The organism is Roseateles hydrophilus, from assembly GCF_026712245.1.
GTDB classification, from domain to species: Bacteria; Pseudomonadota; Gammaproteobacteria; order Burkholderiales; family Burkholderiaceae_C; genus Pelomonas; species Pelomonas hydrophilus.
In genome coordinates this window covers 892,175-917,277 of record NZ_JAPPUY010000002.1, presented here as the reverse complement: position 1 = coordinate 917,277, position 25,103 = coordinate 892,175, and the positions used below count along the sequence as shown (strand labels likewise).

Genomic DNA, 25,103 nt, shown 5'->3' with positions numbered 1-25,103 from the left:
GGACAACCAGGCGCCTGCGGGCGCCTTTTTCGTTGCACAAGCCCTCAGGCGATACCGGCCGCGGCAGGCGGTAGCGTCAGCCGGTTGTCCACTGCTCTCACGCCGGCCGCGCTGGCCGCCACGACCGCCGCATGCTCGCGCGTGGTCGCATCAGGCGCCTGGCCCTCCAGACGCACCACCCCCTCGTGGGTGCTGACGGCAATCGGCAGCGGGGCCAGCGTGGCGTCCGCGGCGAGCGCGCTGCGCACCTGCGCCGTGATGCCGCTGTCCTCGGCGATGGGCTGCGCTGCGGCCTCGACCGGCGATGCCACCGCAACAGGGCCGGCGGCCGTCGGCGGCACCTCCAGCGGCAACTCGGCGGCCGGCGGCAGCTGCAGCGCCGGCGTGCGCGGCGCGGCCCGTGCCACCGGCTCGGCGCGCGGCGCTGCCGTGCGCAGGGTCGGCCCCTCCGCCGCAGGCTCGGCAGCCACGGCGGCCGGCACCGGCTCTGCAGCGGGCTCGGCCGAGGGCGCTGCCGCCGCCAGCACCGGGTCGGGCTGCACCGTGCCGCTGATCACGGCCGGTGACACGGGCGCCATGCCCGGGTGCCCCAGGTCACGCAGATCCCACAAGGCCAGCCCGGCCAGCGCCACGGCGCCTGCGCCCACGGCCATCCACCAGGCCGTCGGCCGCGTCTGCTGTGGTGCGGGCGCAGCGGTCAGGGCGGACACCCGCTCGGGCTGCGCGGGCTCGCCAGCCCATGGCGCCCGCGCATCCACGCGCGCACCCGGCCGGGGCGCGTGACGCGTTGGCCCTGCAGACGGTGTCGTGTCGAGGTGTCGGGCCCAGCCGTCGGCGTGCACAGATGTCGGGAACTTCATGTCAGCCTCCTGTCGTCGTCTGTCGACGTTTGCGATGGAGGTGACTGTGGGCCGGCACCTGCGCCGGCCGTGCCGGCGTGGCAGCCCTCGGGCTGTAGGACGACGGGCAACGCCCGTGAGCGGATGTGAGGCCTGTCAGAAACCTTGTACGGGCAGCTGCGCGCCACGCTGCAGCCAGTTGCGCGGCGAGTAGCGGCTGGCCGCGTCCGTCACGTGCAGCGTGTAGGCATGGCGCGACTTCTCCGAGCGGTTGGCCGCCGAGTAATGCGGCAGCAGGCCGTGAAACACCACCAGCGAGCCCGCCTCCACCTCCAGCGGCACGGCCTCTTTCGAGTCGGCCGCCGGCCAGGGCGTGGGGTCGACCTGCTCCATCCAGGCCTTGCGGCCTTCGCGCACAAAGCGCTCGCGCAGCACGCCACGCGGGCCGCGGTGACCGCCGGGCTCCGCCCACAGGCAGCCGTTCTGCAGCGTCGCGTCTTCCAGCGCGAACCAGAAAGTGGTCACGGTGATGGGATCGCTCTCGAAGAAGCTGGCGTCCTGGTGCCAGCGCACCTCGCCGCCGATGCCGGGCTGCTTGAAGATGAACATGCTCTGCCAGACCTGCGGTTTCGCCAGGCCCAGGGTCGCAGCGACGCCGCGCAGCGCCTCGCCCTTGGAGAACGCGCTGAAGACCGGATCGAGGTCGTGCATCGCGTGACCGATCTTGTTGATGGCCAGCTCCTTGGGCACGCGCAGGCGGCCCTCAGCATCGAAGGCCTCTTCCTCGAAGAAGCAGCGCACCTGGTCGCCGCTGTCGAGGAAGTAGTCGTCCACATGGCGCTGCTGTTCCTCGGTGGTGAACACCGGGCGCTGCTCGCCGGGGTCGAAGGCGTCGACGATCTGCAGCGCGCGCTCGCGCAGCGCGGCGATGTCGGCGGCGGACTTGAAGCCGGGGATGACGAGAAAGCCCTGTTCGGCGTAGGTGGCGGCGAAATCGGAGGCGGTGCTCATGGTGTGCGGGTCGAGTGGGAGCCCGATTGTGTGCCGGCGCCGAGCCCGCGCTTACGATGGCCGCCGCCGGTTGGCCTGACGCCACCGTCGTACGGCGCGCGCCGGTCCTGGCGGCGCTGGCAACACCTCCCGCCCGCTGGATGCCGCCATGAAGAAGATGCTGATCTCGCTGCTGCTCGTGCAACTGCTGGGCTGTGCCGCCGTGGCGCCGCAGCCGCCCGGCGCGACGCTGGACGCCGCGCAGCGGGCTGAGGCCTTCGACACCGTGCAGCAGCGCGTGCGCGAGCACTACGTCGACCCGCAGCTGCGCGGCGTGGACTGGGACGCCAGCGCCGCTCGCCTGCGCCCGCAGGCCCTGGCCGCCGCCACCGACGAGCAGTTCTGGGAGCTGCTGGACCGCCTCACGGCCGAGCTGGGCGACGCGCACACCCAGGTGTTGTCGCCACGCCGCCATGCGTGGTGGAAGGCCAAGCAGTCGCTGACGCTGGGCCTGCGCGTCAGCGAGATCGCCGGGGAGCTGGTGGTCACGGGCGTGGCGCCGGGCTCCGACGCCGAACGCCAGGGCCTGAAGCCCGGTGACACGGTGCGGCGCATCGCTGGCCAGCCGGCACTGGACTGGTGGCACGCCGCGCTGGCGGACGCGCGCAAGAGTTCGACGCCACGGGCCCAGCTGCGCAACGCCGCCCGGCGGCTGAATGCCGGCGATACCGGCAGTACCGAACCCACGCTGGCGCTGGAGGTGGAGGCCGGCGGCCAGCGCCAGCAGCACCTGCTCACGCGCGCCCTGCTGCCGGACCGCCCGGTGATGAGCAGCCAGCTGCTGCCCTCGGGCCACGGCTATCTGCGCCTGTCAGCCTTCGACCCCGACCTCGTCAAGCGCACCCCGCTGGGCGTGGCCCTGTTCGAGATGCGCCAGACGCCCGGCCTGGTCATCGACCTGCGCCAGAACAGCGGCGGCTCCATGGCCATGGCCACCACGCTGCTGACCGAGTTGTTCCCGCGCAAGGTGGCCGTGGGCAAGCTGCTCACGCGCGACGGCAAGCCACTGACCCGCCTGTTCGGGCTGTTCAACGTCACCGGGCCCGAGCTGATGACGCACGGCAACGCCACGCCCTACGGCGGCGCCGTGGTCGTGCTGGTGGACGAGGGCAGCGCCAGCGCCAGCGAGCTGGTGGCGGCGGCGCTGCAGGGGCTGGGCCGCGCCCAGGTGGTGGGCCGCACCAGCTGCGGCTGCCTGCTGGGCGTGCAGGGCCTCATCGAGCTGCCCGGCGGCGGCGCCCTGTCGTTCAGCCAGATGGACTTCGCGCTGCAAGGCAGCCCGCGCATCGAAGGCCGGGGCGTGGTGCCGGACGTGGCCGTGCCGCTGGACCGCGCCGCACTGCAGGCCGGCCGCGACCCGGACCTGGAGGCCGCCGTGGTGTTGCTGGGGCGCCTCGCCGCGCGCGGCACAAGCGCTGCGCTGCAGCCCCGCTAGCCCGTCCCGCTCAGGGTGCCGGAGTCGACGCCCCGCCCTCGGGCGGCGCGGCCTCGGCCGGCTGGTCGGCCACGCCGATGCGGGCAATGGCCAGGTCGCCCGCAAACTCGCTGTAGAACCACTGGCCGTCCTGCTCCACCAGGCCGCCGTCCTGCGGCGGCGCCAGCGGGCTGCTGGGCTGGCCGCGCAGCGCCACGGCCATGGTCGAGGCCCACACCGGCAGCGCCAGGCCGCCGCCGCTCTCGCGCTCGCCCAGGGACTTGGGCGTCGGATAGCCGATCCACACCGCGCCGGCGCGCGCCGCCTGGAAGCCGCAGAACCAGGCGTCCACCGCGTCATTGGTCGTGCCTGTCTTGCCGTACAGGTCCCAGCGGCCCAGCAGGCTGCTGGCACGGGCGCCGGTGCCCTCGCGCGTGACGGCGGCGAGCAGCTGCGCCGTCATGAAGGCATTGCGCGGGCTGATGGCGGGCCGCAGCTTGGGCGGCTCGGCCTGGAACAACAGCTCTCCCTGGGCGTCCTGCACGCGCTGGATCAGCCAGCCAGTGGGCAACTGGCCGCCGTTGGCAAAGACGGCATAGGCCTGCGCCATCTGCAGCGGCGTGACGGCGCCGGAGCCCAGCGCCAGCGTCAGGTTCAGCGGCTGGCGCTCCTCGTCCAGCCCGAACTTGCCGGCCCAGCCGCGCACGCGCTGCGGCCCCAGCGCCTGGGCGACGCGGATGGTCACCATGTTCTTGGAGCGCGCCAGGCCCTCGCGCAGCGTCAGCGCGGGCTCGTACTGGCCGTCGTAGTTGCGCGGCGCCCACTCGCCCTGCATGAAGGGCTCGTCGCTGACCAGGGTGCCGGCCCAGCCCCCCTGCTCGATCAAGGCCGAATAGACGAAAGGCTTGAAGGCCGAACCCGGCTGGCGCCAGGCCTGCGTGGCGTTGTTGACTTGATTGCGCGCGAAGTCGAAGCCGCCCACCAGTGCACGGATGGCACCGGTCTGCGGGTCCAGCGTGACGACGGCGCCCTCGGCCTGCGGCGTCTGGCTGAGCAGCCAGGTCTTGCCCGAGGCGAGCACGCGCACGACGGCGCCGCGCTTGGCCGACTGCAGCGGCCGCGCCGCGCCGCCCTTGAACTGGAAGCGCTCGCCATCAGCCAGCACGAGCTGGGCGCCGGCCTTGTCCTGCGCCAGCAGCACGGCGGTGCGCAGCTCACCCAGGTCGGGGTGGGCATCGAAGGCGGCGTCCAGCGCGTCGTCGAAGCCCTCGTCCTGGTCGCTGGCGGGCAGCTTCGCCGTCGCCTCGGGGCCGCGGAAGGGCTGGCGGCGTTCGAGGTCGAACAGCGCCTGGCGCAGCGCCTGCTGCGCGGCCGCCTGCTCGGCGTACAGCAGCGTCGTCGTCACCGTGATGCCGCGCGTGTAGACCTCCTCGCCAAAGCGCGTGAGCATCTCCTGGCGCACCTGCTCGGCGGCGTGGTCGGCCACGCCGGACAGGCGCTTCGGACGCTGGATGAGCAGCGGCTTGTCGCGGGCCGCCTGGGCCTGTGCAGACGTGATCTGGCCCACGCTGGCCAGGCGTTCCAGCACCACGGCCTGACGGCGCCGCGCGCGCTCGGGATAGAGCACGGGGTTCAGCCCATTGGGGTTCTTGGGCAGGCCGATCAGCAGCGCCATCTCACCGGTGCTCAGGCGCTCCAGCGGCTTGCCGAAATAGCGCTCGGCCGCCGCGGCGAAGCCGTAGGCGCGGTTGCCCAGGTAGATCTGGTTCATGTAGATCTCCAGGATCTGGGCCTTGCTGAGCGCTCCTTCGATCTTCAGCGCCAGCAGCGCCTCCACGAACTTGCGCGTCCAGCGCTGCTGCTTGCTGAGGTAGGTGTCGCGGGCGAGCTGCTGCGTGATGGTGGAGGCGCCATGCAGCGGCCCGCTGTGCGTGAGGTTGCGCACGAAGGCGCGCAAGATGCCACCGAAGTCGATGCCGCCATGAGTCCAGAAGTCGGCGTCTTCGACGGCCAGCAGCGCATCCTGCAGCGGCTTGGGGATGTCCTTCAGCGGCACGAAACGGCGCCGCTCGGCCCCGAACTCGCCCAGCAACTGGCCGTCGGCGCTCATCACGCGCAGCGGCTGGTGGGGCTGGTAGTCGGTCAGCGTGTCCAGCGCGGGCAGCTGGGTCCAGACGATGGCCGCCGCGATGGCGGTGAGCAGCAGCGTCGCCAGCGGGATGCCAACCAGCGCGGCCAGCCAGGGACGTCGGGCAAGGAGCTTGAGCATGGCGCGCATCGTAGGGGCTTGCCGCCGCAGCGCTCGTCGGCGCAGGCCACAGAACGACCGTCTGCGGCCGCGCCGCCCTTGCGTGCCGCATGCACCGCGTCAGCGGCGCTGGGCCGCCAGCTGCCACGGCGCCGGCGGCCCGGGCATCACGCCGAGGCCGCAGTCACTGCGGCGATGGGCGCGCCGCCTTGAGCCCGAACAGTTCGGCCGCATTGCCCCACGCGATGCGCTGCGCAAGCTCGGTGGGCAGCTGACCCAGCCAGTGCCGGTACTCGGCAAACAAGGCCTCATAGTGCTGCCAACGCGGCGTGACCCAGGTGTCAGAGCCGATCAGGAAGCGCTGCGCATGCCCCTCAAGCAATGCACGCCATTCGGGCGTGAGGCGTCGGTCCTGCGTCAAGCCTGGCCGGTAGGACAGCTCACCGCGCAAGCCGGCGTGCTTGGCGAACAACTCGCGCACGCGCGCCACCGGCTCACCCGCAATGCCCGTGTGGGCCCAGATCATCGACGCACCCGGCGCATGCGCCAGCAGCCGGTCCACGGCCGCAGCGTCCACATGCGCCAGCACCGTGAGTCCTCGCTCGCGAGCCAGCTTCATCAGCGCGACCGCCGTGGGGCCATCGGCATTTGCGCTGTCGTACAGGTGGAACTCGCCCAAGCCACGGAACGGCCCCGCCGGGCTGCCCTCGGCCAAGTGCGCCAGCACCATGCGCCGGATGCTGTCGTCGGCAAACCAGCCGCTGTAGTCAGCCCGGTTGCGGTACAGCCGGATGAACGGCACCCACTGCGCGCCGCCTTCGGCCACCAGCCGCAGCGTGCCGTCGTTGGGCCGGCTGTTCACCAGCGCCCCGTGGACACCCGCACGCGCCATGCGTGCCAACACGTCGGCAGGCGGATGCGGCTGCTGCGCGTCGTCGTTGTAATGCAAGTGTGCGTCGAAAAGCGGGCCGGCATAGGCCGACGCCTGCGCGGAGAGCGGCAGGCCGGCCAGCAGCAGCGCACGGCGTTTCAACATCCTGGGTTCACCTGACCAGGGCTCGACGCCCCGGCTGCCACACGCTGACGGTCCAGACTCGGGCAGACGGCGCCGTCACGACACAGCGACCGCAAGACCCTGGCCCACGCACCGCGCTAGGCCGTGCGCTCGGCCGCGGCGATCAAGCGGCTGATGCGCGACACCGACAGCCGCAAGCGCTCGGCCAGTTCGGTCATGGGTACGCCGCCCTCCGTGTGGGCCAGCCACAGCGCCTGCCCACGCTCGCCGCCGGCCCGGCGCAACCACTCGGCCCAGCTTGTGCGGGCCACGCGCCGGGGTGCCACGCCGGCCGCGCGCATGCGGCGGGCGAAGTCGGCGTCGCCAAGAAAGATCTGCTCGCGCAGCCGCCCCGGCCACAACTGCAGCCCGGGCTCAGACGCCACCAGCCGCGCATAGCGCTCACCCGCCAGCCGGCGCTGCGCCGCCGTGGCCACGGGCTTGCCCAGCAGGTGGCCATGCAGGCCGTCCACATCCAGCCAGGCCGGCGCGGCCTCCATCCCGGCCAGCGCGCGGAAGCTGGAGCCCGCCCACTCGGCCGCGCCGCGCGCCAGCCCGGCGCGCACGGGGTTCAGGTCAACCCAGCGGCAGGCGTCCAGCAGGTGCTGCTCGCGGTCCACCAGCACCGCATGGAAGCGCCCCTGGAACAGCGATCCGGCAAAGCCATGGCGCCGCTGCGCGTACTGGGTGTAGACGCCATTGAGATGGCGCATCAGCGCCGACAGATTGGCCCGGCGCGTGAACAGCAGCAGCTCGTAGTGCTCCGGCATCAGCGCGTAGGCCAGGGCCTGCGCATCGAAGCGATGCAGGGCCTGGGCCAGCAGCGCCCGCATCTCGGCGCAGTCCACGTCGTCGGCAAAAGCCTGCAGCCCGCCATCGGCAGGACAGCGTGCGCTGATGAGGTAGACCGCACCGGCGATCTCGAGTCGAGGGGGTCGCGCCATGCGGCGACCTTATGCCGGCCGGCCCGGAATGGCAAGATAGCCGCATGAAGACGCATCAGATCGAGATCCAGAAGTTCAAGGCTGCGGCCAACAACATCCATGGCCAGGTGCTGTTCAAGGTGGACGCCCTCGTGTCCCACCGCGAGCCCCTGGAAGGCATGGAACCCAGCAGCATGCTGGTGATGACCGAGCAGAACGCCCGCGTGCTGATGGCACTGCTGAAGACGCAACTGGCCGAGTTCGATGCCAAGAAACCCAAGAGCCGCCACGGTCGCCACGGCTGAGAACCCCACCCATGAACTACCCCCACTACAACCCCGCCTCCGACAACCGCCCGCTGTCTGACGAGGAGCTGAACGACCTCGACGAACTGCTGGCCGAGCTGCCCGCGGACGGCACCCTCAACATCGAGGCGCTGGACGGCTACCTCGCCGGCCTGCTGCTGACGCCCGGACGTGCGCTGGCCGACGTGCCGGGCGCCGACTGGCTGCCGGTGATCTGGGGCGGCGACGGCGAGGGCGATGACAACGCACCCTTCGCCAGCGGCAAGCAACGCAAGAAAGTGGTGATGCTGGTGCTGCGCCACCTGCAGTCCATCGCGCTGGCCTGGGCCGAGCGTCCGCAGGCCTGGGAGCCCATCTTCAGCTTCGCCGACGGCGAGGACGAGGACACCGAGTACGCCGACGCCGAGGACTGGGCCGCCGGCTTCCTGACCGCCGTGGACCTGGCGCCCGAGGCCTGGGCGCCGCTGTTCGAGGGTGGCGCCACGGCGCCGCTGCTGGCGCCCATCGCCGCGCTGGGCAGCCCCGATGGCGCGCTGGCCGAGGCCGGCGCCGAGGCGCGTGACGAAGCCAGCCGCGGCATTCCTGACGCCATGCTGGCGTTGTGGGCGATTCACCAGAAAGCGTGATCCGCAGGCAGCATCCCCTCAACACAGGTGGATGCCGCCCCGGCTTTGCTTCACACTCCCGCCATGCTCAACACCGTGCTCGCCGCCCTGGGCCTCGCCACCTGCATCGCGCTGGCCGTGCACATGGCCCTGCCCGACCGGCTGCGCCGCCGCGTGGATGCCGCCTTTGCACGGCTGGGTGACACGCTGCGGGCGCAGATCGACCGTGCGACCGGCTGGCGCCGACGCCAGCGCCAGACCCGCGCTGCCGCGCTGGAGGCTGAACGCGTGATCCGCCGCGCCCGCGAGTCCGCCCAGAGCGGCCGCGTGGAGGGCGAGTGGGACGGCAACGTCTACCGCCCCAAGAGCTTCGAGAAGCCCAAGAAGCCGCACTGACGGCGCGTCCGCGGCATCCCCGGCGCTTCAGCCGGCGGATTGCTGCAGCCGCCACATGTCCGCATAACGGCCGCCGCGGGCCAGCAACGCGTCATGCCGGCCTCGCTCGACGATGTGGCCCTGCTCCAGCACCAGGATTTCGTGCGCGTCCACCACCGTGGACAGGCGGTGCGCAATGACAAGCACGGTCTTGTCCTGGCCGGCGGCCTCCAGCTCGGCCTGGATGGCGCGCTCATTGGTGGAATCCAGCGCCGAGGTGGCCTCGTCGAAGATCAGCAGCGGCGGGTTCTTCAGCAGCGTGCGGGCGATGGCCACGCGCTGCTTCTCGCCGCCTGACAGCTTCAGCCCGCGCTCGCCCACCATGGTGTCGTAACCCTTGGGCGTGGCGGCGATGAAGCCGTGGATGTGGGCGGCCTTCGCCGCGGCCTCGACCTCGGACGGGCTGGCACCCGGCCGGCCGTAGGCGATGTTGTAGGCCACGGTGTCGTTGAACAGCACGGTGTCCTGCGGCACGATGCCGATGGACTTGCGCAGGCTGGCCTGGGTAACGGTGCGGATGTCCTGTCCGTCGATGCTGATGCAGCCGGCGCCGACGTCGTAGAAGCGGTACAGCAGCCGCGCCAGCGTGCTCTTGCCGGAGCCGCTGGGGCCGACGACGGCCACCTTTTTGCCCGCCGGGATCTCGAAGCTGACGCCATGCAGGATGGGGCGCTCCGGGTCGTAGGCGAAGTGCACGTTGTCAAAGCGCACGGCGGCGCCGCTGACGGCCAGTTCGCGCGCATCCGCCGCGTCGGCCACCTCGCGCTGGCGGTCCAGCAGGATGAACATCTTCTCGATGTCGGCCAGGGCCTGCTTGATCTCGCGGTAGATGACGCCCAGGAAGTTCAGCGGGATATAGAGCTGGATCATGAACGCATTGACCATGACCAGGTCTCCCAGGCTCAGGCGCCCGTCCACCACACCCTGCGTGGCCCGCCACAGCATCAGCACCAGCGCCGTCGCGATGATGAGCTGCTGGCCGGTATTGAGCAGCGACAGCGTCGTCTGGCTCTTGAGCTGCGCGCGGCGCAGCTTCTCCAGGCTCTCGTCGTAGCGGCCGGCTTCAAAGCCCTCGTTGTTGAAGTACTTGACCGTCTCGTAGTTCAGCAGCGAGTCGATGGCGCGGCTGTGGGCCACCGAGTCCAGCTCGTTGAGCTGGCGCCGGAACTTGGTGCGCCATTCGGTGACGACGACGGTGAACGCGATGTAGACCGCCAGCGCCGCCACCGTGATGCCGGCGAACCAGACGTCGAACTGCACGCCCAGCAGCGTCAGCACCAGCACCACCTCGATCAGCGTGGGCACGATGCTGTAGAGCGAGTAGCTGATCAGCGAGTGCACGGCGCGCGTGCCGCGCTCGATGTCGCGCGTCATGCCGCCGGTCTGGCGCTCCAGGTGGAAACGCAGGGACAGGTCGTGCAGATGCCGGAACACCTGCAGCGAGATGCTGCGCGCCGTGCCCTCGGTGGCCTTGGCGAAGATCAGCTCACGCAATTCGGTGAACAGCGACGTGGACAGCCGCAGCGCGCCATAGGCCAGCAGCAGCCCCATCGGCACGACCAGCAGGGCCTGAGGCGCACCGGGCTTGAGGTCCAGGCTGTCGACGAGGTGCTTGAGCAGCACGGGCACGCCGACGTTGCTGAGCTTGGCGCCCACCATGAAGGCCAGGGCGAGGCCAACGCGCCAGCGGTAGTGCCACAGGTAGGGCAGCAGCCGGGCGACAGTGCCCCAGTCGCCGCGCACGACAGAGGCGCCCGATGGCATGGAAGGTGCTGAAGAAGAGGATCGCAAGTGCAGGCCCGACAATATGGACGCCGGATTCTCTCCACTCAACGACATGCCCCAGGATTCCATCCCCGCCCAACACAAACCCGGCGACCGCGAGCTCGTGCTGCGCGTGATGCCCATGCCAGCCGACTCCAACGCCAATGGCGACATCTTTGGCGGCTGGATCATGGCGCAGGTGGACATCGCCGGCTCCATCCTGCCGGCCCGGCTGTCGCGCGGCCGGATCACGACGGTGGCGGTCAACGAGTTCACGTTCAAGCAGCCTGTCTCCATCGGCGACCTGCTGAGCTTCTACGCCACCGTCACCCGCGTGGGCCGCACCTCCATCACGGTGCATGTGGAAGTGTTCGCCGAGCGCGACCCCGAGAACCTGCACGTCGTCAAGGTCACCGAGGCCAACCTGACCTACGTGGCCATCGACCGCGACGGCAAGCCGCGCCTGGTCAATCCGGCGCAGCCCACGCCGGCCTGAGGCCGCTCGCTGCGGGCCCGCGGGCGGCTGGCCACCGCCGCGCACCTCGGCGGTTTTCAAGCCCGAGTTTCCCGATGTCAGCAGTTTTGCCACCTGGGCGCAGGCGCTGCGCCACAGGCAGCGCAAGTCTTTGACTCGCAAAGGAAAACCGCCGTCGGCATGCTTTCTGCTGACGCTTGGACATCGCCTTTCAGGGAGATTCGCATGTCCTTCCTCTCGCGTTCCCGTCTCGGCCTGATCGCCGCACTGGTACTGACTGGCGTCACAGCCCAGGCCGCCCCGTTACCTGCAGGCCTGAGCATCTCCGGCCAAGTCAGCTTCGACCTGGCCAACTCTGCCGCCCCCACGGGAGGCGCCACGCAAACGGGGCAGCTCAGCCTGCTCAGCGGCGGCATCGCCACCGGCCATGTCTTCAACGACACACCCGCGGGTGGCCCGTTGTCCGGCGCCTTCACGGCCACGGGCGATGGCATCGGCGCAGCCCTGTCAGCCAGCGGAACGTTGAGCAGCCGGACTGCCCCCGACATGACCGCCGGGCCGGTGTTTGCCGACTACCGCATCGACCTGAGCAACACCTCAGCCACCCAGACCTTCACCATCCTGTTCCAAGCCGCCTACGGGCAAGGCAACCTGGTACAGGCCAGCGGTGGCGACGCCTACGCGGCCTCCTCGCTCAGCGTCTATGACGCGGCCAACACCGAACTGATCTACACCGACTTCTTCACCGACACGCTCAACCCCGGCAACAACAAGGCCGCAGCAAGCGCCGCCAACACCTTCTCCATCACCCTGGCACCAGGTCAGTCGGGCTATTTCACGGCGCTGCAGAAGATGGAGGGCGGCGTGTTTGAGGCAGGCAACTTCAGCGCCGGGCTTGATGCCTTCATCAGCCTGCAACGCATCGACGCCAGCGGTGACGACCCAGGCAGGCTGCCGCTGCCGGCCAGCCTGCCGTTGGCTTTGACGGCGCTGTGCCTGTTGGGGTTGGTCCGCAAGGTCCGCGGCTGACCCAGCCCCGCGCGGGTCGGGTTGACCCGCAAGTCTCGCCATCACGTCCATCACCCCGGAGGCCTGTCATGACCCTGCGCTACCTGATCCCGCTGTCTGCTGCCCTGCTGGCACCGGCGGCTCACGCCACTTGCGCCCTTGAACCCATGCTGGGTTCGGTTTGCATGTTCGCGGGCAATTTCTGCCCGCGAGGCTATGCCGAGGCCGCCGGCCAGATCTTGCCGATCAGCCAGAACTCGGCGCTGTTCGCCATCCTGGGAACGACATACGGCGGCAATGGTCAGTCAACGTTCGCACTGCCTGATCTGCGCGGGCGCAGCGCCATCGGCGCCGGACAGGGGTCCGGCCTGTCCCCGGTCGAACTCGGCGAGAAGGCGGGCACCGAGACGGTGACCCTGAATGTCAGCCAGATGCCGGTACACAGCCACGCGGCGGTGGTTCGCGGCACAACGGCTGCCGGCACCACCGACAGCCCCGCCAATGCCGTGCCGGCCAAGCTGGCACGTTCCAACATCTACAGCAGCGGGGCGGCGGACACGAACCTGGGCGCGAGTGCCATCACGGTGGCAACTGCGGGCGGCAGCCAGCCCGTGCCCACGCGCAACCCCTACCTCGGCCTCAAGATGTGCATTGCGCTGCAGGGCGTCTTCCCCTCGCGCGACTGAGGCCAGACCGGCGCACAGAGAACCAGCGGGCCGCGGACGGCGTGTCTCGACACCCGTCTGAGGTGCTCAGCTGAACTTCGAGAAATCAGGGACGCGCTTCTGGAAGAAGGCCTGGAAGGCTTCCATCGCCTCGGGGCTGCGCAGGCGAGCGCCGAAGATTTGCGCCTCGCGCGTGATGGCAGCCTTCACCGCCTCACGTTGCGGGTCGCGAATCAGCTTCTTGCTGTCGCGCACGGCACCCGGCGCCAGCGTGTTGAAGCGCTCGGCCACGCGGCGGGCGTGGTTCAGCACCTCACTGCCCGGCAGCACGCGGTTGGCAATGCCGCACTCCACGGCTTGCTCGCCGGTGAACGGGTCGCCCAGCAGCAGCTTCTCGGCCGCGCGCACATTGCCCATCAGCTGAGGCACCACCACGCTGGATGCGAACTCGGGCACCAGGCCCAGGCCCACGAAGGGCATGGCCAGGCGGGCCTCGTCCGCCACGAACACGAAGTCGCAGTGCAGCAGCATGGTGGTGCCGATGCCGATGGCGGCACCGGTCACCGCGGCGATGACCGGCTTGCCGCAATCCACCAGCGCATGCATGAACTGGAAGGTCGGCGCATCCTCGCCACGCACGGGGCCGGCCATGAAGTCTTCCAGGTCGTTGCCGGACGTGAAGATGCCGGGCTGCCCGGTGATCAGCACGGCGCGCACGGCGGGGTCGGCATCGGCTGCGCGCAGCGCATCCGCCATGGCCTGATACATGGCCTGGGTGATGGCGTTCTTCTTCTCGGGGCGGGCGATCTCGAGGGTCGCCACGCCGTTGACGGTGTAAGTCTTGATGGTCATCGGGCTCTCCGGTTCAGGCCTGTGCCGTCCTGGCGTGGAACTGGGTCCAGTGGTTGGCCAGGTGCATCAGGTGCGCACGTTCGTACTGCGCCTTGGTCAGCTCGCCGTAGGCGAAATGGGGCCGCAGCGTACCGCTGAATTCAGCAAACGCGTCCATGGCCGCCAGCAAACGGTTCACCGCATCCTTGAGCGACTGGGCCGCATCCAGCGCGGGTGCGCCGGGGATGGGCTCGCTCAGATCGTGGCTCATCTCGCCCCGGCCGCTGAACACGGCAAACGCCGCCGAGCCCACCGTGGAGCGGAACCAGGCGCCCTTGAGCACCGGGAAGCCCTGCATGGAGAACTCGATGCTCTGCGCCAGGTGCTGCAGGACTTGGCTCAAGTTCCAAGGGTTGCCCTGCACCAGACGGTCTTGGAACAGCAGCTCCAGCACGGCCTGGCGGCCCTGCTGCCAAGTCGCAAAGGCCTTGAGCCGGCCCGAGCAACCGGCCAGCGGCGCCGCCGCGAGCAACACCGTCGTGGTCTTCAGCGCGCGGCGGCGGTCCATGGCTTACAGACGCTCGAAGATGCCGGCCGCGCCTTGGCCGGCGCCCACGCACATCGTCACCATGCCGTACTTGCCGCCGGTGCGGCGCAGGCCGTGGATGACCGACGCGGCGCGGATGGCGCCCGTGGCGCCCAGCGGGTGGCCCAGCGCGATGGCGCCACCGTTGGGGTTGACCTTGGCGCGGTCCAGCTCGATGCCCTTGCTGTCCAGGTCGTTCAGCACGGCCAGGCTTTGTGCAGCGAAGGCTTCGTTCAGTTCCACCCAGTCCAGGTCTTTGGCAGAGATGCCGGCGGCCTTGAGCGCGGCGGGAATCGCTTCGATCGGGCCGATGCCCATGATCTCGGGCGGCACGCCGCGCACGGCGAACGACACGAAGCGGGCCAGCGGCGTCAGGTTGTAGCGCTTGAGGGCGGCTTCGCTGACGATCAGCAGGCCGCCCGAGCCGTCGGACGTCTGCGAGCTGTTGCCGGCGGTGACGCTGCCCTTGGCGGCGAACACGGGCTTGAGCTTGGCCAGGCCTTCCAGCGAGGTGTCGGGGCGGGCGCCTTCGTCCAGGCTCACGGTGCGGGTCTTGACGTTGACCGAACCGTCAGCCAGGTTGGGCGTGCGCTCGATGACGTCGAACGGCGTGATCTCGGCGGCGAAGTGGCCGGCCTGCATGGCGGCCACGGCGCGGCGATGCGATTCCACCGAGAACGCGTCTTGCGCTTCGCGGCTGATCTTCCACTGCGCGGCCACCTTCTCGGCCGTCAGGCCCATGCCGTAGGCGATGCCGATGTTCTCGTCCTTCTCGAAGATCAGCGGCGACAGGCTGGGCTTGTTGCCGCCCATCGGGATCATGGACATGGACTCCACGCCACCGGCGAACATCACGTCGGCCTCGCCCACGCGGATGCGGTCGGCGGCCATCTGCACGGCGGTGATGCCCGACGCGCAGTAGCGGTTCACGGTCACGCCGCCGATGGTGTTGCCCAGGCCGGCCAGCACCGAGGCCACGCGGGCGATGTTCATGCCCTGCTCGCCTTCGGGGAAGGAGCAGCCGACGATGGCGTCTTCAATGGCGGCGGGGTCCAGGCCCGGGGCCTGGGCCAGCGCGGCCTGCATCACCTTGACGAGCATCTCGTCCGGGCGGGTGTTCTTGAAATAGCCGCGGCCGCTCTTGCCGATCGGCAGACGGGTGGCGGAGACGATGTAGGCGTCTTGGACTTGCTTGCTCATGACTTTTCCTTTCAAGCCTGGGGCTTCTCTTTGGGCACCCAGGCCCAGACAAATTCACACTGGATCGGCTCGATGCCGGCTTCATCGGTGACCGTCACGGCCACCGTCACCTCACCCTTGGTCTGCGACGCGAGCAGCGCACGCTGCTCGGCCGTCAGATGCGCTTCGGCGCGCAGCGCCCCGGTCGCGCGCTTCTTGAACGCGACGTTCAAGCTCTTGCACAGCGGCAGGCAGTCGTCTCGCACGTTCATGCCCACCACCATGCCGGTGGCGGTTTCGGCCACCAGCGTCATGGCCGCCGCGTGCACGCCACGGATGTGGTTCTGCACGGGGCGCCGGTTGGCGATGCGGATCTCGCTGCGCTCGGGCGTGAGCGCAACGAAGTCCAGCCCCGCCGTGCCGGTGAGGGGCACCGCCCGCCGCAGCGCGAAGTTGCGCGCAGCGCCGCGCAGCGGGGCGGGCAGGCCGTCCAGCTTGGCGAGGGTGCGTTGAAGCCGATTCACCGCAGACCTGCTTAGTTGCGCACCGGCTTGCCGGTTTGCAGCATGCCCATGATGCGTTCCTGCGTCTTGGGGTTGTCCAGCAGCGAGCAGAAGTGCTTGCGCTCCAGGGCCATCAGGTACTCCTCCGTGACCAGGGAGCCAGCCTCGACCTCGCCACCGCAGACCACGTCGGCAATCGCCGCGGCCAGGTGGTAGTCGTGGGCGCTGACGAAGCCGCCGTCACGCATGTTGGCGACCTGGCCCTTGATGGTGGCGATGCCGCTGCGGCCGGCCACCGGGAACAGGGCCTTGTGCGGCGGGCGGTAGCCGGCTTCGGCCATGCCCAGCGCGGTGGCGGTGGCCACGTGCAGCAGTTCGTCCTTGTGCGGCACGATCACGTCGCTGTCCAGCAGGAAGCCGTTCTTCTTGGCTTCGTGCGCGGAGGTGGCGACCTTGGCCGTGGCGGCGGTCAGGAAACCGTCCTTCAGGAAGGTCAGGATGTCGGCACCGGCATTGCCGGCCGCGGCCATCTCGGCGGCACGGCGGGCGATGTAGGTCAGGCCGCCGGCACCCGGCACCAGGCCCACGCCCACTTCCACCAGGCCCACGTAGCTCTCGACATGCGCCACGCGGCGTGCGCAGTGGATGGCCAGCTCGCAGCCGCCGCCCAGCGCCAGGCCACGCATCGCAGCCACCACCGGCACCGAGGCGTAGCGGATGCGCAGCATCGCGTCCTGCAGCTTCTTCTCTTCCGGGGCGATGCCCTTGCTGCCCATCTTCATGAAGACGGGCATCAGGCTTTCCAGGTTGGCGCCGGCGGAGAACACGTCGTCCGGGCTCCAGATCACCATGCCTTGATAGTCGGCTTCGGCAATCTCGACGGCCTTGATCAGGCCCTCGGTCACGGCCGGGCTGATCAGGTGCAGCTTGGCGGTGATGGAGGCGATGACGACCTTGCCATCCAGCGTCCAGACGCGCACTTCGTCGTTCTTGAACAGCTCGGTGCCACTCTTGAGGGGGTCGGCGGCGCCGGTGCCCAGCAGCGATTCACGGAAGGCCTGGCGGCTGTAGACCGGCAGCTCGCTGCGCGGCTTGAACTGGCCTTCGGCGGCGCTCCACGAGCCTTGCGGCGTGTGCACGCCACCGGCGTCGGCGACGGGGCCGGACGTGACCCAGGCCGGCAGCGGCTCGGTGCTGAGCGCCTTGCCCGCGGCAATGTCTTCGGCGATCCAGCCGGCCACCTGGTTCCAGCCGGCGGCTTGCCACAGCTCGAACGGGCCTTGGCTGCTGCCGAAGCCCCAGCGCATCGCGAAGTCGATCTCGCGGGCGGTGTCGGCCACGGTGTTCAGGTGCACGGCGGCGTAGTGGAAGCTGTCGCGCAGGATGGCCCACAGGAACTGGGCTTGCGGGTTGGTGCTTTCGCGCAGCAGCTTGAGGCGGTCGGCCGGGGCTTTCTTCAACATGCGGGCGACGATCTCGTCGGCCTTCTTGCCGCCGGCGACATACTCACCCGTGGCGAAGTCCAGGCGCTGGATGTCCTTGCCCACCTTCTTGTAGAAGCCGGCGCCGGTCTTCTGACCCAGGGCGCCCTTCTCGATCAGGCCGGCCAGTACCTTGGGCGTGGCGTAGGTGCTGTAGAACGGGTCGTCCTTCAGGTTGTCCTGCATCGTCTTGACGACGTGGGCCATGGTGTCCAGGCCCACCACGTCCGCGGTGCGGAAGGTGCCGGAGGAGGCGCGGCCCAGCTTCTTGCCGGTCAGGTCGTCCACCACGTCGACCGACAGGCCGAACTTCTCGGCCTCGATCATCGTGGCCATCATGCCGGCGATGCCGACGCGGTTGGCGACGAAGTTGGGCGTGTCATGGGCACGCACGACGCTCTTGCCCAGCGCAGTGGTGACGAAGGCTTCGAGCTGGTCGAGGATGACCGGCTGCGTGGTCGGGGTGTTGATCAGCTCCACCAGCGCCATGTAGCGCGGCGGGTTGAAGAAGTGGATGCCGCAGAAGCGCGGCTTGATTTCTTCGGGCAGCACTTCGGAGAGCTTGGTGATGCTCAGGCCCGAGGTGTTGGACGCCACGATGGCGTGCGGGGCGACGAACGGCGCGATCTTGGTGTACAGATCGAGCTTCCAGTCCATGCGCTCGGCGATGGCCTCGATGATGAGGTCACAGCCCTTCAGCACGTCCAGGTGCTCTTCGTAGTTGGCCTGCTGAATCAGCGCGGCTTCCGCGCTGTCGCCCAGCGGGGCGGGCTTGAGCTTCTTCAGGCCCTCGACCGCCTTGGTCACGATGCCGTTCTTGGGGCCTTCCTTGGCGGGCAGGTCGAACAGGACGACCGGCACCTTGCAGTTGACGAGGTGCGCGGCAATTTGCGCGCCCATCACGCCGGCGCCGAGCACGGCGACCTTGCGGACTTGGAATCGACTCATGGGATATCTCCTAAAGGTGTTCAGCTCACTCGACGCGAATCCACGTCTGCGTGCGGTAGAAGGGGCCGATGTAGCCGCGCATCTCCAGTTTCTTGCCACCGTCCACGGGCTTCAAGCGCGTGCGGTAGGTCTTGCCGTTGTTGGGGTCGAGGATCTCGCCGCCGCCCCAGATGCCATCGCCCTCGCCCTTGACGCCGCGGATGATCTGCAGCCCGACCACGGGCTGGTTCTTGCGGTCGTCCGCGCACTTGTCGCACTTGGCGTCCGGTTGCGCGGCGGGGTCCAGCAGCTTGTCGATGCTGCCGACCAAGGTGCCCGCCTGTTCGCTGATGCGGACCAGCGACTTCGCGGTTTTGCCGTCGTCGTCGATGGTCTTCCAGAGGCCCACGGGGGTGGCCTGCGCGAAGGCAAGCGTGGGCAGCAGCAGTGCAGCAGCGAACAGGGATTTCATCGGGCGTTGTCCTTGTCGTCCAGTGAATCGTTCAGCGGTGAGGCCGGGGTCAGAACAGGGCTTCGTCCATCGCCATCAGCGGCGACAGGCCGGCGCGGCAGGTGCGGATCAGCGACGCTGTCTCAGGCAGCAGCTTGGCGAAGTAGAAGCGCGCCGTGTGCAGCTTGGCGGTGTAGAACGGGTCGCCACTGCCTTGCTTGGCCAGCGCGATCTTGGCCGCCTGGGCGAAGAAGTAGGCAAACGTCATGTGGCCCACGACACGCAGGTAGTCCACGGCGGCAGCGCCGACTTCGTCGGGGTTGCCGAAGGCCTTCATGCCGATTTCCTGCGTCAGCTTGTTGACCTTGTCGCCCAGGTCGGCCAGCGGGTTCACGAACTCCTGCATGGCTTCATTCGTGCCCTCTTCCTCGATGAAGGCGGCGATCTTCTTGCCGAACTTCTTCAGCGTGGCGCCGTTGTTGCCCAGCACCTTGCGGCCCAGCAGGTCCAGCGACTGGATGGTGTTGGTGCCTTCATAGATCATGTTGATGCGCGCGTCGCGCACGAACTGCTCCATGCCCCACTCGTGGATGAAGCCGTGGCCGCCGAACACCTGCAGGCAGTGCGAGGTGGCCAGCCAGCCGTTGTCGGTGATGAAGGCCTTGATGATGGGCGTCAGCAGCGCGACCTCGGCGTCGGCTTCCTTGCGCTCGTCCTCGTCATCGCTCTTCAGCGCCTTGTCGAGTTGCAGCACCGTGTAGGCCTGCAGCATGCGGCCACCCTCGGCGAAGGCGCGCGCGGTCAGCAGCATCTTGCGCACATCGGGGTGCACGATGATGGGGTCGGCCGCCTTGTCCGGCGCCTTCGGGCCACTCAAGGCGCGCATCTGGATGCGATCCTTGGCGTAGGCCACGGCGTTCTGGTAGGCCACCTCGGTCAGGCCCAGCGACTGGTTGCCCACGCCCAGGCGGGCGGCGTTCATCATCACGAACATCGCGGCCAGGCCCTTGTTGGGCTGGCCCACCATGGTGCCGGTCGCGCCTTCCAGCACGATCTGCGCCGTGGCGTTGCCGTGGATGCCCATCTTGTGCTCCAGGCCAGCGCAGAAGATCGGGTTGCGCTCACCGAGGCTGCCGTCGGCGTTCACGTGGAACTTGGGCACGATGAACAGCGAAATGCCCTTGGAGCCTGCCGGGGCGTCCGGCAGGCGCGCCAGCACCAGGTGGACGATGTTGTCGGCCAGGTCGTGCTCGCCGGCCGAGATGAAGATCTTGGCGCCGGTGATCTTGTAGGTGCCATCGGCTTGCGGCTCGGCCTTGGTGCGCAGCAGGCCCAGGTCCGTGCCGCAGTGCGGCTCGGTCAGGCACATCGTGCCGGTCCACTCGCCGCTGGTCAGCTTGGGCAGGTACAGCGCCTTCTGCTCGGGCGTGCCGTGCGCATGCAGGGCCTCGTAGGCGCCATGGCTCAGGCCGGGATACATCGTCCAGGCCTGGTTGGCCGAATTCAGCATCTCGTAGAAGAACTGGTTCACCGTGTGCGGCAGGCCCTGGCCGCCGTAGTCGGGGTCGCAGGACAGCGCGGGCCAGCCACCGTCAACGTACTGCTTGTAGGCTTCCTTGAAACCCTTGGGCGCGGTGACCTCGTGGGTGGCCTTGTCGAGCGTGCAGCCTTCGGCGTCGCCGCTCAGGTTGATGGGGGCGATGACTTCGGCGGCGAACTTGCCACCTTCTTCAAGCACCGCATTGATCGTGTCGGCGTCGATGTCCTCGTGGCCGGGCAGCATCTTCAGCTCATCGACGACGTTCAGCAGCTCGTGCATGACGAACTGCATGTCACGCAGGGGCGGGTTGTACTGGGGCATCGGGTACTCCTGGAGCGGTCGGTGGATGGGAAGGGTCAGCGCTTGGCGGCGCTGGTCTTGGAACTCTTGAGCGCCGCCTCGATGTCGAGGCCGGCGGGCGTGGCGTAGTACTGCATCGTTCGCTCAAAACCCACCCCCGCCCGCGCCAGCGCGCCGGGGATGCGCATGAAGCGCGCGTCGTGATGCAACGACAAGATCAGCCCGTGCAGTTCGAAGCAGATCTGCTCGACGTCTGCATCGGCCTGCAAATGCCCCTCGGCGATGGCCAGCTGGGTTGCCTTCTGCAGTGCGGCGTGCCAGGCCTTGACCATGGCCACCAGCGCATCGCGCACCGGGCCCGGCCGGTCGTCGAACTCCACCGCGCCGCTGATGTAGATGCAGCCGGAATCGACTTCGACCGACACGCGGCGCACCCAGCGCTCGAACATCGCGCGCAGGCGCGGCAGACCGCGCGGTTCACGGATTGCGGTGAAGAAGACTTCCTCTTCGAACTTGGCGTGGTACTCCGTGACCACGGCGATCTGCAATTCCTCGCGCGAGCCGAAGTGCGCGAAGACGCCGGACTTGCTCATCCCCGTCACATCCGCCAACGCGCCGATGGACAGGCCCTCCAGCCCCATGTGCGACGCCAAGCCCAACGCGGCCTCGAGGATGGCGGCGCGGGTCTGCTGGCCTTTCTGCAGGGAACGTGCCACACGCACCGGCTTGGCGGCGCGCAGCGGGGCGGCTTTCTTGGCGGGGACGGGAAGCGAGGACACGGGGCAGGAATAAAACGAACGGTCGTTCTATTTTGCAGGTCGCTCGCGTGACAGCGCCAGCTTGCCCCCACGAAATCCTAGGGTGATGTGCCTAATACGCACGCCGACCTAGGGTAGACCCGAACGGCCGCTGCACAGCCCCTTGTCATGGAACCACGCTTGAGCACTGGCCCGGTTCTCGCTAGGCTGCGCACAGGAGGTGTGACTCTGTGGACGTGCTCCAACTTGATGTCTCCGGCCGGCCGCAGGCCTGGATCAGCACGCGCGAGGCGGCGGTGATCTACGCCAGCGACGGCGTGGCCTGGACGCTCGGCGACCCCTGCCAGGTGCTGCGCGGCGGGCTGCAGCGCATCACCGGGCGGCAGTCGCGCATCGAGGTGCACCCCATCATCGCGGTGCGCGGCGCCGTGCCCAGCCGGGCCTGGCGGCAGGCACCGGCGCTGAGCAACAGCAAGCTGTTCGTGCGTGACCGCTTCATCTGCGCCTACTGCGGCCACCGCTGCCTGCCGGAAGACCTGACGCGCGAGCACATCCAGCCCACCTCGCGCGGCGGCGCCGACAGCTGGATGAACTGCATCACCGCCTGCCGCCCGTGCAACGGGCGCAAGGGCAGCCGCCTGCCCGAGGAGGCCCACATGAGCCTGCTCTACCTGCCCTACGTGCCCAGCCTGCACGAGGACATGATCCTGCGCGGCCGCCGCATCCTGGCCGACCAGATGGAGTTCCTGCTCGCCAGCGTGCCGCGCTCCAGCCGGCTGCACGGCTGAGCGCACGCGGCGCGTAAAGAGTTGTAGCCGACCGGGCACTCACGTCAACGGCCTGACAATTCGGCGCGTTGGGCAGATGTCGTGCCCAAGGAGACCCGCACCATGTCCAAACTCTTCACCGTCCTCACCCTCGTCACCGCCGTCGCCCTGTCGGCCTGCTCGACCACCAATCCTGACGTGGTCAAGCGCGGCGACGCGCAGCGCATGTCGCAACTGCAGGACGCCACCGTGCTGTCCTCGCGCCCCGTCACCGTGGACGGCTCGCAGAGCGGCGTGGGCGCCGTGGCCGGCGGCGTGACCGGCGCCATCGCCGGCAGCAGCGTGGGTGGCCGGCGTGAGGGCCAGATTGTTGGCGTGCTCGGCGCCGTGGCCGGCGCCGTCATCGGCAATGCCATCGAGCGCGCCGCCACCCAGGAAGACGCACTGGAGATCATCGTCCAACTGCGCAACGGCGAACGCCGCTCCATCGTGCAGGCCAAGGGCAACGAGACCTTCAACAGCGGCGACCCGGTCGTGCTGGTGACCACCGGCGGCAAGACCCGCGTGACGCGCGCCCCGGCCGTGACGCCCGCGCCTGCCGCGACCGGCAAGAGCTGACACCATCAGCCGGCCCGATGGCCATCGACAATGGCGGGCTTCGGCCCGCCATTGCCATTTCTGCCCCCTTCCGCCCCCATGTCCGACGCCCTCGATACCGACGAACCACTCCACGAAGCCCGCCTGTGGCGCGACAACGGCTGGACCGCCCAGGTCATCAAGAACGAGGACGACGAGGGCTGGGCCGTGGCCATGTTCAAGGCCGGCGAAAGCGAGCCTGCCCTGGTCGGCCCCTGGACCATGGGCCGCGACAAGAAGAACCCCAAGCCGCTGGACAGCGCCGCATTCAACACGCTGGTGAAGACGGCCTCCGAGGTCATCCGCCGCCATGAACAGCAACTGCACGCGCAGCTGAACAAGGCGCTGCACGTCGCCCGCGACGGCACCTGGATCAAGGTGACGCTCGAGATCGTGCCGGCCGAGGACGAGCCCTACGCCTGGCTGCGCGCCTTCGACACGGCCGGCGAGACACTGGCCCAGGTCAAGGTCGGCGCCCACTTCCGCTTCACCCAGTCGGCCGCCGAGGCCTGGGTGGACGCCGGTTTCGAGCGCCCGGCTGGGCGCGATTGACGGGCCTGCACAGCCCCGTCAGGGCGCAATCTCAAAGCTCAAGCCGGCGCGCGCCTGCAGCCGGCGTGCGAGCGCGAGGCCCATCGCCGCGCCCGGCGTCCACACGCCACCGGGCGTGACGTCGCGGCCCACGTCCTGGACCAGGCACAGCGCGGTCTCGCTGATGAGCTTGCAGGTGGAACCATAGCCCGGGTCGCGGTCGCCCTTGACGATGGCCCGCAGCAGCTTGCCGCCGCTGGAGCGGCCGGTGAACCAGACCTCGTAGCGGCCGGCCTCGCGCGCTGCGCGATCGGGACCGTCGCCAGGCTGCGTCAGCACGAACCGGCGCAGCAGTGCCCGCGTCGGGCCGATGCCCAGCAGCAGATTCTGGGCTTGCGTGATGCACTTCAGCACCGTGGCCCGGCGGCGCCCCTTGTCGCCCTGGCCGGGGCGGCCGGTCAGCAGCTTCTCGCTGTAGACGAAATCCTCGCCCCAGGGGTGGCCGCGCAGCGCGTTGCTGCGGTGGACGTTCTTGGTGTTGATGGTGGCCATCACGAACGGGCCGGCCCAGGCGTCGGCCCAGTCGTCGAAGGCCACGCGCTGGTCATCGGGCTGGCGCGGGCCCTTGAAGCCGGGCGTTAGCGCAAAAGGGTTGGCCAGCAGCTTCATGAGGCCGGGCTCACGCCGCACGGCCTCGATGGTCTCCATCATGCTGGCCAGCGTGCCACCGGACGCACCGCCCTTCAGCCGCGCGACACGCCCGCGCACCTCGTGCAGCGCGCCGCCAAAGCGCGACTGCGCCTCGGCCTGCAGGTAGACCACGCCGAGGTCGAAGGGGATGGAATCGAAGCCGCAAGAGAACACGATGCGCGCGCCGCTCGCTGCAGCCAGCGGCGTCAGCTTGTCGATCATGCGCGCCATCCACAGCGGCTCGCCGCAGAGGTCCACGTAGTCCGTGCCGCCCTCGGCGCAGGCCGTGGCCAGCGGCTCGCCATGCAGCTGGTACGGGCCGACGGTCGTGATGACACAGCGCGTACGCGCCACCAGGGCCTTCAGCACGGCCGCATCACCAGCATCCGCCTTCAGCAGCGCGACGGACGGTGGCAGGTGCAACTCGTCGCGCACCCGGGCGAGCTTGTCCAGGCTGCGCCCGGCGATGGCCCAGCGCGCGCCGGCCGCGCCGCTGAGGTGCAGGTACTCGGCTACCAGCCGGCCGGTGAAGCCGGTGGCGCCGAAGACGACGAGGTCGAACTCGCGGGCTGACGCGCTCATCGGGCCACCCCCTTCATGGCCAGCCAGTCGCTGCGCAGCAGGCTCAGCGCATGGCAGTCCACGTACTCACCGGCCACGAACACGATGCCGCGCTGGATGCCCTCGTGCTGGAAACCGCACTTCTCGGCCACGCGCCGCGACGCGTGGTTGTGCACGGACATGCCGCAGGACAGCCGGTTCACCGGCCAGTTCTCGAACAGGTAATCCACCAGCAGGCCAGCCGCCTCGGTGGTCAGGCCCTGGCCACGCATGGAGATGTCCGCCATCGTCCAGCCGATCTCGCGGGCCGTCGTGTAGCGGGCCGCCGCAAAGTGCACCACGTCGCCGATGACGCTGCCGTCGATGAGGTGGCAGATCAGCAGGCGCTCGGCGTCCTCACCGGAGAAGCCGTTGTCCTTCCAGCGCTGCTCCACCGTGTGTGGCGTCATCATGCGCGTGCCCATGAAGGGGCCGCGGATCTGCGGGTCGCTGGATGTGCGCTTGAGCCAGGGCAGGTCTTCTTCGGTGACGTGGCGCAGGCCGACGCGTTGTCCTCTGAGCATGGTGCGGGGTCCCT

Annotated in this window: 26 protein-coding genes; 10 read left to right on the top strand and 16 right to left on the bottom strand. The window is 69.4% G+C overall.

Going from position 1 to position 25,103, the window contains the following annotated elements; translation table 11 throughout:
- Window positions 1–44 precede the first annotated feature (44 nt).
- Together NYO99_RS11245 and NYO99_RS11240 are read right to left on the bottom strand one after the other, a co-directional pair.
- Entirely contained in the window at window positions 45–860 is an 816-nt protein-coding gene (locus tag NYO99_RS11245; RefSeq protein ID WP_268167272.1) for a BON domain-containing protein, read from the bottom strand.
- 135 nt (window positions 861–995) lie between these two features.
- Window positions 996–1,850 carry a phytanoyl-CoA dioxygenase family protein gene (locus NYO99_RS11240; protein WP_268167271.1) on the bottom strand — a complete coding sequence of 285 codons (855 nt, stop codon included), beginning with the start codon at window positions 1,848–1,850 and terminating at the stop codon, window positions 996–998.
- 148 nt (window positions 1,851–1,998) lie between these two features.
- Here NYO99_RS11240 and NYO99_RS11235 point away from each other — a divergent pair, with 148 nt between their 5' ends.
- Complete coding sequence (locus NYO99_RS11235; RefSeq protein ID WP_268167270.1) at window positions 1,999–3,324, top strand: S41 family peptidase; 1,326 nt, start codon at window positions 1,999–2,001, stop codon at window positions 3,322–3,324.
- Between the two features lie 10 nt (window positions 3,325–3,334).
- Here NYO99_RS11235 and NYO99_RS11230 read toward each other — a convergent pair whose 3' ends face one another.
- From NYO99_RS11230 to NYO99_RS11220, 3 genes are all read right to left on the bottom strand, one after another.
- Entirely contained in the window at window positions 3,335–5,572 is a 2,238-nt protein-coding gene (locus tag NYO99_RS11230) for a penicillin-binding protein 1A (RefSeq protein ID WP_268167269.1), read from the bottom strand.
- Between the two features lie 163 nt (window positions 5,573–5,735).
- Complete coding sequence (locus NYO99_RS11225) at window positions 5,736–6,587, bottom strand: amidohydrolase family protein (RefSeq protein WP_268167268.1); 852 nt, start codon at window positions 6,585–6,587, stop codon at window positions 5,736–5,738.
- A 116-nt stretch (window positions 6,588–6,703) separates the two neighbouring features.
- Entirely contained in the window at window positions 6,704–7,549 is an 846-nt protein-coding gene (locus tag NYO99_RS11220) for a transposase (RefSeq protein ID WP_268167267.1), read from the bottom strand.
- Window positions 7,550–7,593: 44 nt separating this feature from the next.
- Here NYO99_RS11220 and NYO99_RS11215 point away from each other — a divergent pair, with 44 nt between their 5' ends.
- The 3 genes from NYO99_RS11215 to NYO99_RS11205 all read left to right on the top strand — a co-directional run bounded on the left by NYO99_RS11215 (window position 7,594) and on the right by NYO99_RS11205 (window position 8,834).
- On the top strand, window positions 7,594–7,833 hold the full coding sequence (locus NYO99_RS11215) for a hypothetical protein (protein WP_268167266.1): 240 nt from the start codon (window positions 7,594–7,596) through the stop codon (window positions 7,831–7,833).
- A gap of 11 nt (window positions 7,834–7,844) precedes the next feature.
- Complete coding sequence (locus tag NYO99_RS11210; protein WP_268167265.1) at window positions 7,845–8,459, top strand: UPF0149 family protein; 615 nt, start codon at window positions 7,845–7,847, stop codon at window positions 8,457–8,459.
- A gap of 63 nt (window positions 8,460–8,522) precedes the next feature.
- Window positions 8,523–8,834, top strand: a complete 312-nt coding sequence (locus NYO99_RS11205) for a hypothetical protein (protein ID WP_268167264.1) — start codon at window positions 8,523–8,525, stop codon at window positions 8,832–8,834.
- Window positions 8,835–8,861: 27 nt separating this feature from the next.
- Here NYO99_RS11205 and NYO99_RS11200 read toward each other — a convergent pair whose 3' ends face one another.
- Window positions 8,862–10,637 (bottom strand): ABCB family ABC transporter ATP-binding protein/permease, encoded by a 1,776-nt coding sequence (locus NYO99_RS11200; RefSeq protein WP_268167263.1) that lies wholly within the window; start codon window positions 10,635–10,637, stop codon window positions 8,862–8,864.
- A 73-nt stretch (window positions 10,638–10,710) separates the two neighbouring features.
- Between NYO99_RS11200 and NYO99_RS11195 the strand changes: the two genes are divergently transcribed.
- The 3 genes from NYO99_RS11195 to NYO99_RS11185 all read left to right on the top strand — a co-directional run bounded on the left by NYO99_RS11195 (window position 10,711) and on the right by NYO99_RS11185 (window position 12,806).
- Window positions 10,711–11,133: an acyl-CoA thioesterase gene (locus NYO99_RS11195; protein ID WP_268167262.1), complete on the top strand. Its 423-nt coding sequence runs from the start codon at window positions 10,711–10,713 to the stop codon at window positions 11,131–11,133.
- A 204-nt stretch (window positions 11,134–11,337) separates the two neighbouring features.
- Window positions 11,338–12,141 carry a hypothetical protein gene (locus tag NYO99_RS11190; protein ID WP_268167261.1) on the top strand — a complete coding sequence of 268 codons (804 nt, stop codon included), beginning with the start codon at window positions 11,338–11,340 and terminating at the stop codon, window positions 12,139–12,141.
- A gap of 68 nt (window positions 12,142–12,209) precedes the next feature.
- Window positions 12,210–12,806 (top strand): phage tail protein, encoded by a 597-nt coding sequence (locus NYO99_RS11185; protein ID WP_268167260.1) that lies wholly within the window; start codon window positions 12,210–12,212, stop codon window positions 12,804–12,806.
- A 66-nt stretch (window positions 12,807–12,872) separates the two neighbouring features.
- Here the strand turns inward: NYO99_RS11185 and NYO99_RS11180 are convergent, their stop codons facing one another.
- The 8 genes from NYO99_RS11180 to NYO99_RS11145 are packed head-to-tail and all read right to left on the bottom strand — an operon-like array spanning window position 12,873 to window position 21,323.
- The gene (locus NYO99_RS11180) at window positions 12,873–13,637 is read right to left on the bottom strand and encodes an enoyl-CoA hydratase (protein WP_268167259.1); all 765 of its coding nucleotides are present in this window, start codon (window positions 13,635–13,637) and stop codon (window positions 12,873–12,875) included.
- Between the two features lie 13 nt (window positions 13,638–13,650).
- Window positions 13,651–14,184 carry a DUF1569 domain-containing protein gene (locus NYO99_RS11175; protein ID WP_268167258.1) on the bottom strand — a complete coding sequence of 178 codons (534 nt, stop codon included), beginning with the start codon at window positions 14,182–14,184 and terminating at the stop codon, window positions 13,651–13,653.
- A gap of 3 nt (window positions 14,185–14,187) precedes the next feature.
- Window positions 14,188–15,402 (bottom strand): acetyl-CoA C-acyltransferase, encoded by a 1,215-nt coding sequence (locus NYO99_RS11170; RefSeq protein WP_268167257.1) that lies wholly within the window; start codon window positions 15,400–15,402, stop codon window positions 14,188–14,190.
- An 11-nt stretch (window positions 15,403–15,413) separates the two neighbouring features.
- Window positions 15,414–15,905 (bottom strand): DUF4442 domain-containing protein, encoded by a 492-nt coding sequence (locus tag NYO99_RS11165; RefSeq protein WP_268167256.1) that lies wholly within the window; start codon window positions 15,903–15,905, stop codon window positions 15,414–15,416.
- A gap of 11 nt (window positions 15,906–15,916) precedes the next feature.
- Window positions 15,917–18,313 carry a 3-hydroxyacyl-CoA dehydrogenase/enoyl-CoA hydratase family protein gene (locus NYO99_RS11160; protein WP_268167255.1) on the bottom strand — a complete coding sequence of 799 codons (2,397 nt, stop codon included), beginning with the start codon at window positions 18,311–18,313 and terminating at the stop codon, window positions 15,917–15,919.
- A 25-nt stretch (window positions 18,314–18,338) separates the two neighbouring features.
- Window positions 18,339–18,764, bottom strand: a complete 426-nt coding sequence (locus tag NYO99_RS11155; protein ID WP_268167254.1) for a DUF2147 domain-containing protein — start codon at window positions 18,762–18,764, stop codon at window positions 18,339–18,341.
- Between the two features lie 49 nt (window positions 18,765–18,813).
- Window positions 18,814–20,604: an acyl-CoA dehydrogenase C-terminal domain-containing protein gene (locus NYO99_RS11150; protein WP_268167253.1), complete on the bottom strand. Its 1,791-nt coding sequence runs from the start codon at window positions 20,602–20,604 to the stop codon at window positions 18,814–18,816.
- A gap of 35 nt (window positions 20,605–20,639) precedes the next feature.
- A complete protein-coding gene (locus NYO99_RS11145) occupies window positions 20,640–21,323 on the bottom strand; it encodes a TetR/AcrR family transcriptional regulator (RefSeq protein ID WP_268167379.1) in 684 nt (227 codons plus the stop codon).
- A 248-nt stretch (window positions 21,324–21,571) separates the two neighbouring features.
- On the opposite strand from NYO99_RS11145, the gene NYO99_RS11140 reads away from it, so the two are divergent.
- The 3 genes from NYO99_RS11140 to NYO99_RS11130 all read left to right on the top strand — a co-directional run bounded on the left by NYO99_RS11140 (window position 21,572) and on the right by NYO99_RS11130 (window position 23,296).
- The gene (locus NYO99_RS11140; RefSeq protein ID WP_268167252.1) at window positions 21,572–22,129 is read left to right on the top strand and encodes an HNH endonuclease; all 558 of its coding nucleotides are present in this window, start codon (window positions 21,572–21,574) and stop codon (window positions 22,127–22,129) included.
- Between the two features lie 102 nt (window positions 22,130–22,231).
- Window positions 22,232–22,726: an outer membrane lipoprotein gene (locus NYO99_RS11135; protein ID WP_268167251.1), complete on the top strand. Its 495-nt coding sequence runs from the start codon at window positions 22,232–22,234 to the stop codon at window positions 22,724–22,726.
- A 78-nt stretch (window positions 22,727–22,804) separates the two neighbouring features.
- Window positions 22,805–23,296, top strand: a complete 492-nt coding sequence (locus NYO99_RS11130) for a hypothetical protein (protein WP_268167250.1) — start codon at window positions 22,805–22,807, stop codon at window positions 23,294–23,296.
- Window positions 23,297–23,314: 18 nt separating this feature from the next.
- Here the strand turns inward: NYO99_RS11130 and NYO99_RS11125 are convergent, their stop codons facing one another.
- The gene (locus tag NYO99_RS11125; RefSeq protein WP_268167249.1) at window positions 23,315–24,547 is read right to left on the bottom strand and encodes a saccharopine dehydrogenase family protein; all 1,233 of its coding nucleotides are present in this window, start codon (window positions 24,545–24,547) and stop codon (window positions 23,315–23,317) included.
- Window positions 24,544–25,089 carry a GNAT family N-acetyltransferase gene (locus NYO99_RS11120; RefSeq protein ID WP_268167248.1) on the bottom strand — a complete coding sequence of 182 codons (546 nt, stop codon included), beginning with the start codon at window positions 25,087–25,089 and terminating at the stop codon, window positions 24,544–24,546. The genes NYO99_RS11125 and NYO99_RS11120 overlap by 4 nt, the downstream gene beginning before the upstream one ends.
- Between the last annotated feature and the right edge of the window lie 14 nt (window positions 25,090–25,103).

Bases quoted from the DNA above. Each gene is read 5' to 3' on its own strand.
- NYO99_RS11135 (WP_268167251.1), top strand. From the start codon at position 22,232: ATGTCCAAACTCTTCACCGTCCTCACCCTCGTCACCGCCGTCGCCCTG.
- NYO99_RS11215 (WP_268167266.1), top strand. From the start codon at position 7,594: ATGAAGACGCATCAGATCGAGATCCAGAAGTTCAAGGCTGCGGCCAAC.
- NYO99_RS11220 (WP_268167267.1), bottom strand. From the start codon at position 7,549: ATGGCGCGACCCCCTCGACTCGAGATCGCCGGTGCGGTCTACCTCATC.
- NYO99_RS11150 (WP_268167253.1), bottom strand. From the start codon at position 20,604: ATGCCCCAGTACAACCCGCCCCTGCGTGACATGCAGTTCGTCATGCAC.
- NYO99_RS11210 (WP_268167265.1), top strand. From the start codon at position 7,845: ATGAACTACCCCCACTACAACCCCGCCTCCGACAACCGCCCGCTGTCT.
- NYO99_RS11235 (WP_268167270.1), top strand. From the start codon at position 1,999: ATGAAGAAGATGCTGATCTCGCTGCTGCTCGTGCAACTGCTGGGCTGT.
- NYO99_RS11205 (WP_268167264.1), top strand. From the start codon at position 8,523: ATGCTCAACACCGTGCTCGCCGCCCTGGGCCTCGCCACCTGCATCGCG.
- NYO99_RS11185 (WP_268167260.1), top strand. From the start codon at position 12,210: ATGACCCTGCGCTACCTGATCCCGCTGTCTGCTGCCCTGCTGGCACCG.
- NYO99_RS11230 (WP_268167269.1), bottom strand. From the start codon at position 5,572: ATGCTCAAGCTCCTTGCCCGACGTCCCTGGCTGGCCGCGCTGGTTGGC.
- NYO99_RS11130 (WP_268167250.1), top strand. From the start codon at position 22,805: ATGTCCGACGCCCTCGATACCGACGAACCACTCCACGAAGCCCGCCTG.
- NYO99_RS11170 (WP_268167257.1), bottom strand. From the start codon at position 15,402: ATGAGCAAGCAAGTCCAAGACGCCTACATCGTCTCCGCCACCCGTCTG.
- NYO99_RS11245 (WP_268167272.1), bottom strand. From the start codon at position 860: ATGAAGTTCCCGACATCTGTGCACGCCGACGGCTGGGCCCGACACCTC.
- NYO99_RS11120 (WP_268167248.1), bottom strand. From the start codon at position 25,089: ATGCTCAGAGGACAACGCGTCGGCCTGCGCCACGTCACCGAAGAAGAC.
- NYO99_RS11125 (WP_268167249.1), bottom strand. From the start codon at position 24,547: ATGAGCGCGTCAGCCCGCGAGTTCGACCTCGTCGTCTTCGGCGCCACC.
- NYO99_RS11175 (WP_268167258.1), bottom strand. From the start codon at position 14,184: ATGGACCGCCGCCGCGCGCTGAAGACCACGACGGTGTTGCTCGCGGCG.
- NYO99_RS11190 (WP_268167261.1), top strand. From the start codon at position 11,338: ATGTCCTTCCTCTCGCGTTCCCGTCTCGGCCTGATCGCCGCACTGGTA.
- NYO99_RS11195 (WP_268167262.1), top strand. From the start codon at position 10,711: ATGCCCCAGGATTCCATCCCCGCCCAACACAAACCCGGCGACCGCGAG.
- NYO99_RS11200 (WP_268167263.1), bottom strand. From the start codon at position 10,637: ATGCCATCGGGCGCCTCTGTCGTGCGCGGCGACTGGGGCACTGTCGCC.
- NYO99_RS11160 (WP_268167255.1), bottom strand. From the start codon at position 18,313: ATGAGTCGATTCCAAGTCCGCAAGGTCGCCGTGCTCGGCGCCGGCGTG.
- NYO99_RS11225 (WP_268167268.1), bottom strand. From the start codon at position 6,587: ATGTTGAAACGCCGTGCGCTGCTGCTGGCCGGCCTGCCGCTCTCCGCG.
- NYO99_RS11155 (WP_268167254.1), bottom strand. From the start codon at position 18,764: ATGAAATCCCTGTTCGCTGCTGCACTGCTGCTGCCCACGCTTGCCTTC.
- NYO99_RS11240 (WP_268167271.1), bottom strand. From the start codon at position 1,850: ATGAGCACCGCCTCCGATTTCGCCGCCACCTACGCCGAACAGGGCTTT.
- NYO99_RS11180 (WP_268167259.1), bottom strand. From the start codon at position 13,637: ATGACCATCAAGACTTACACCGTCAACGGCGTGGCGACCCTCGAGATC.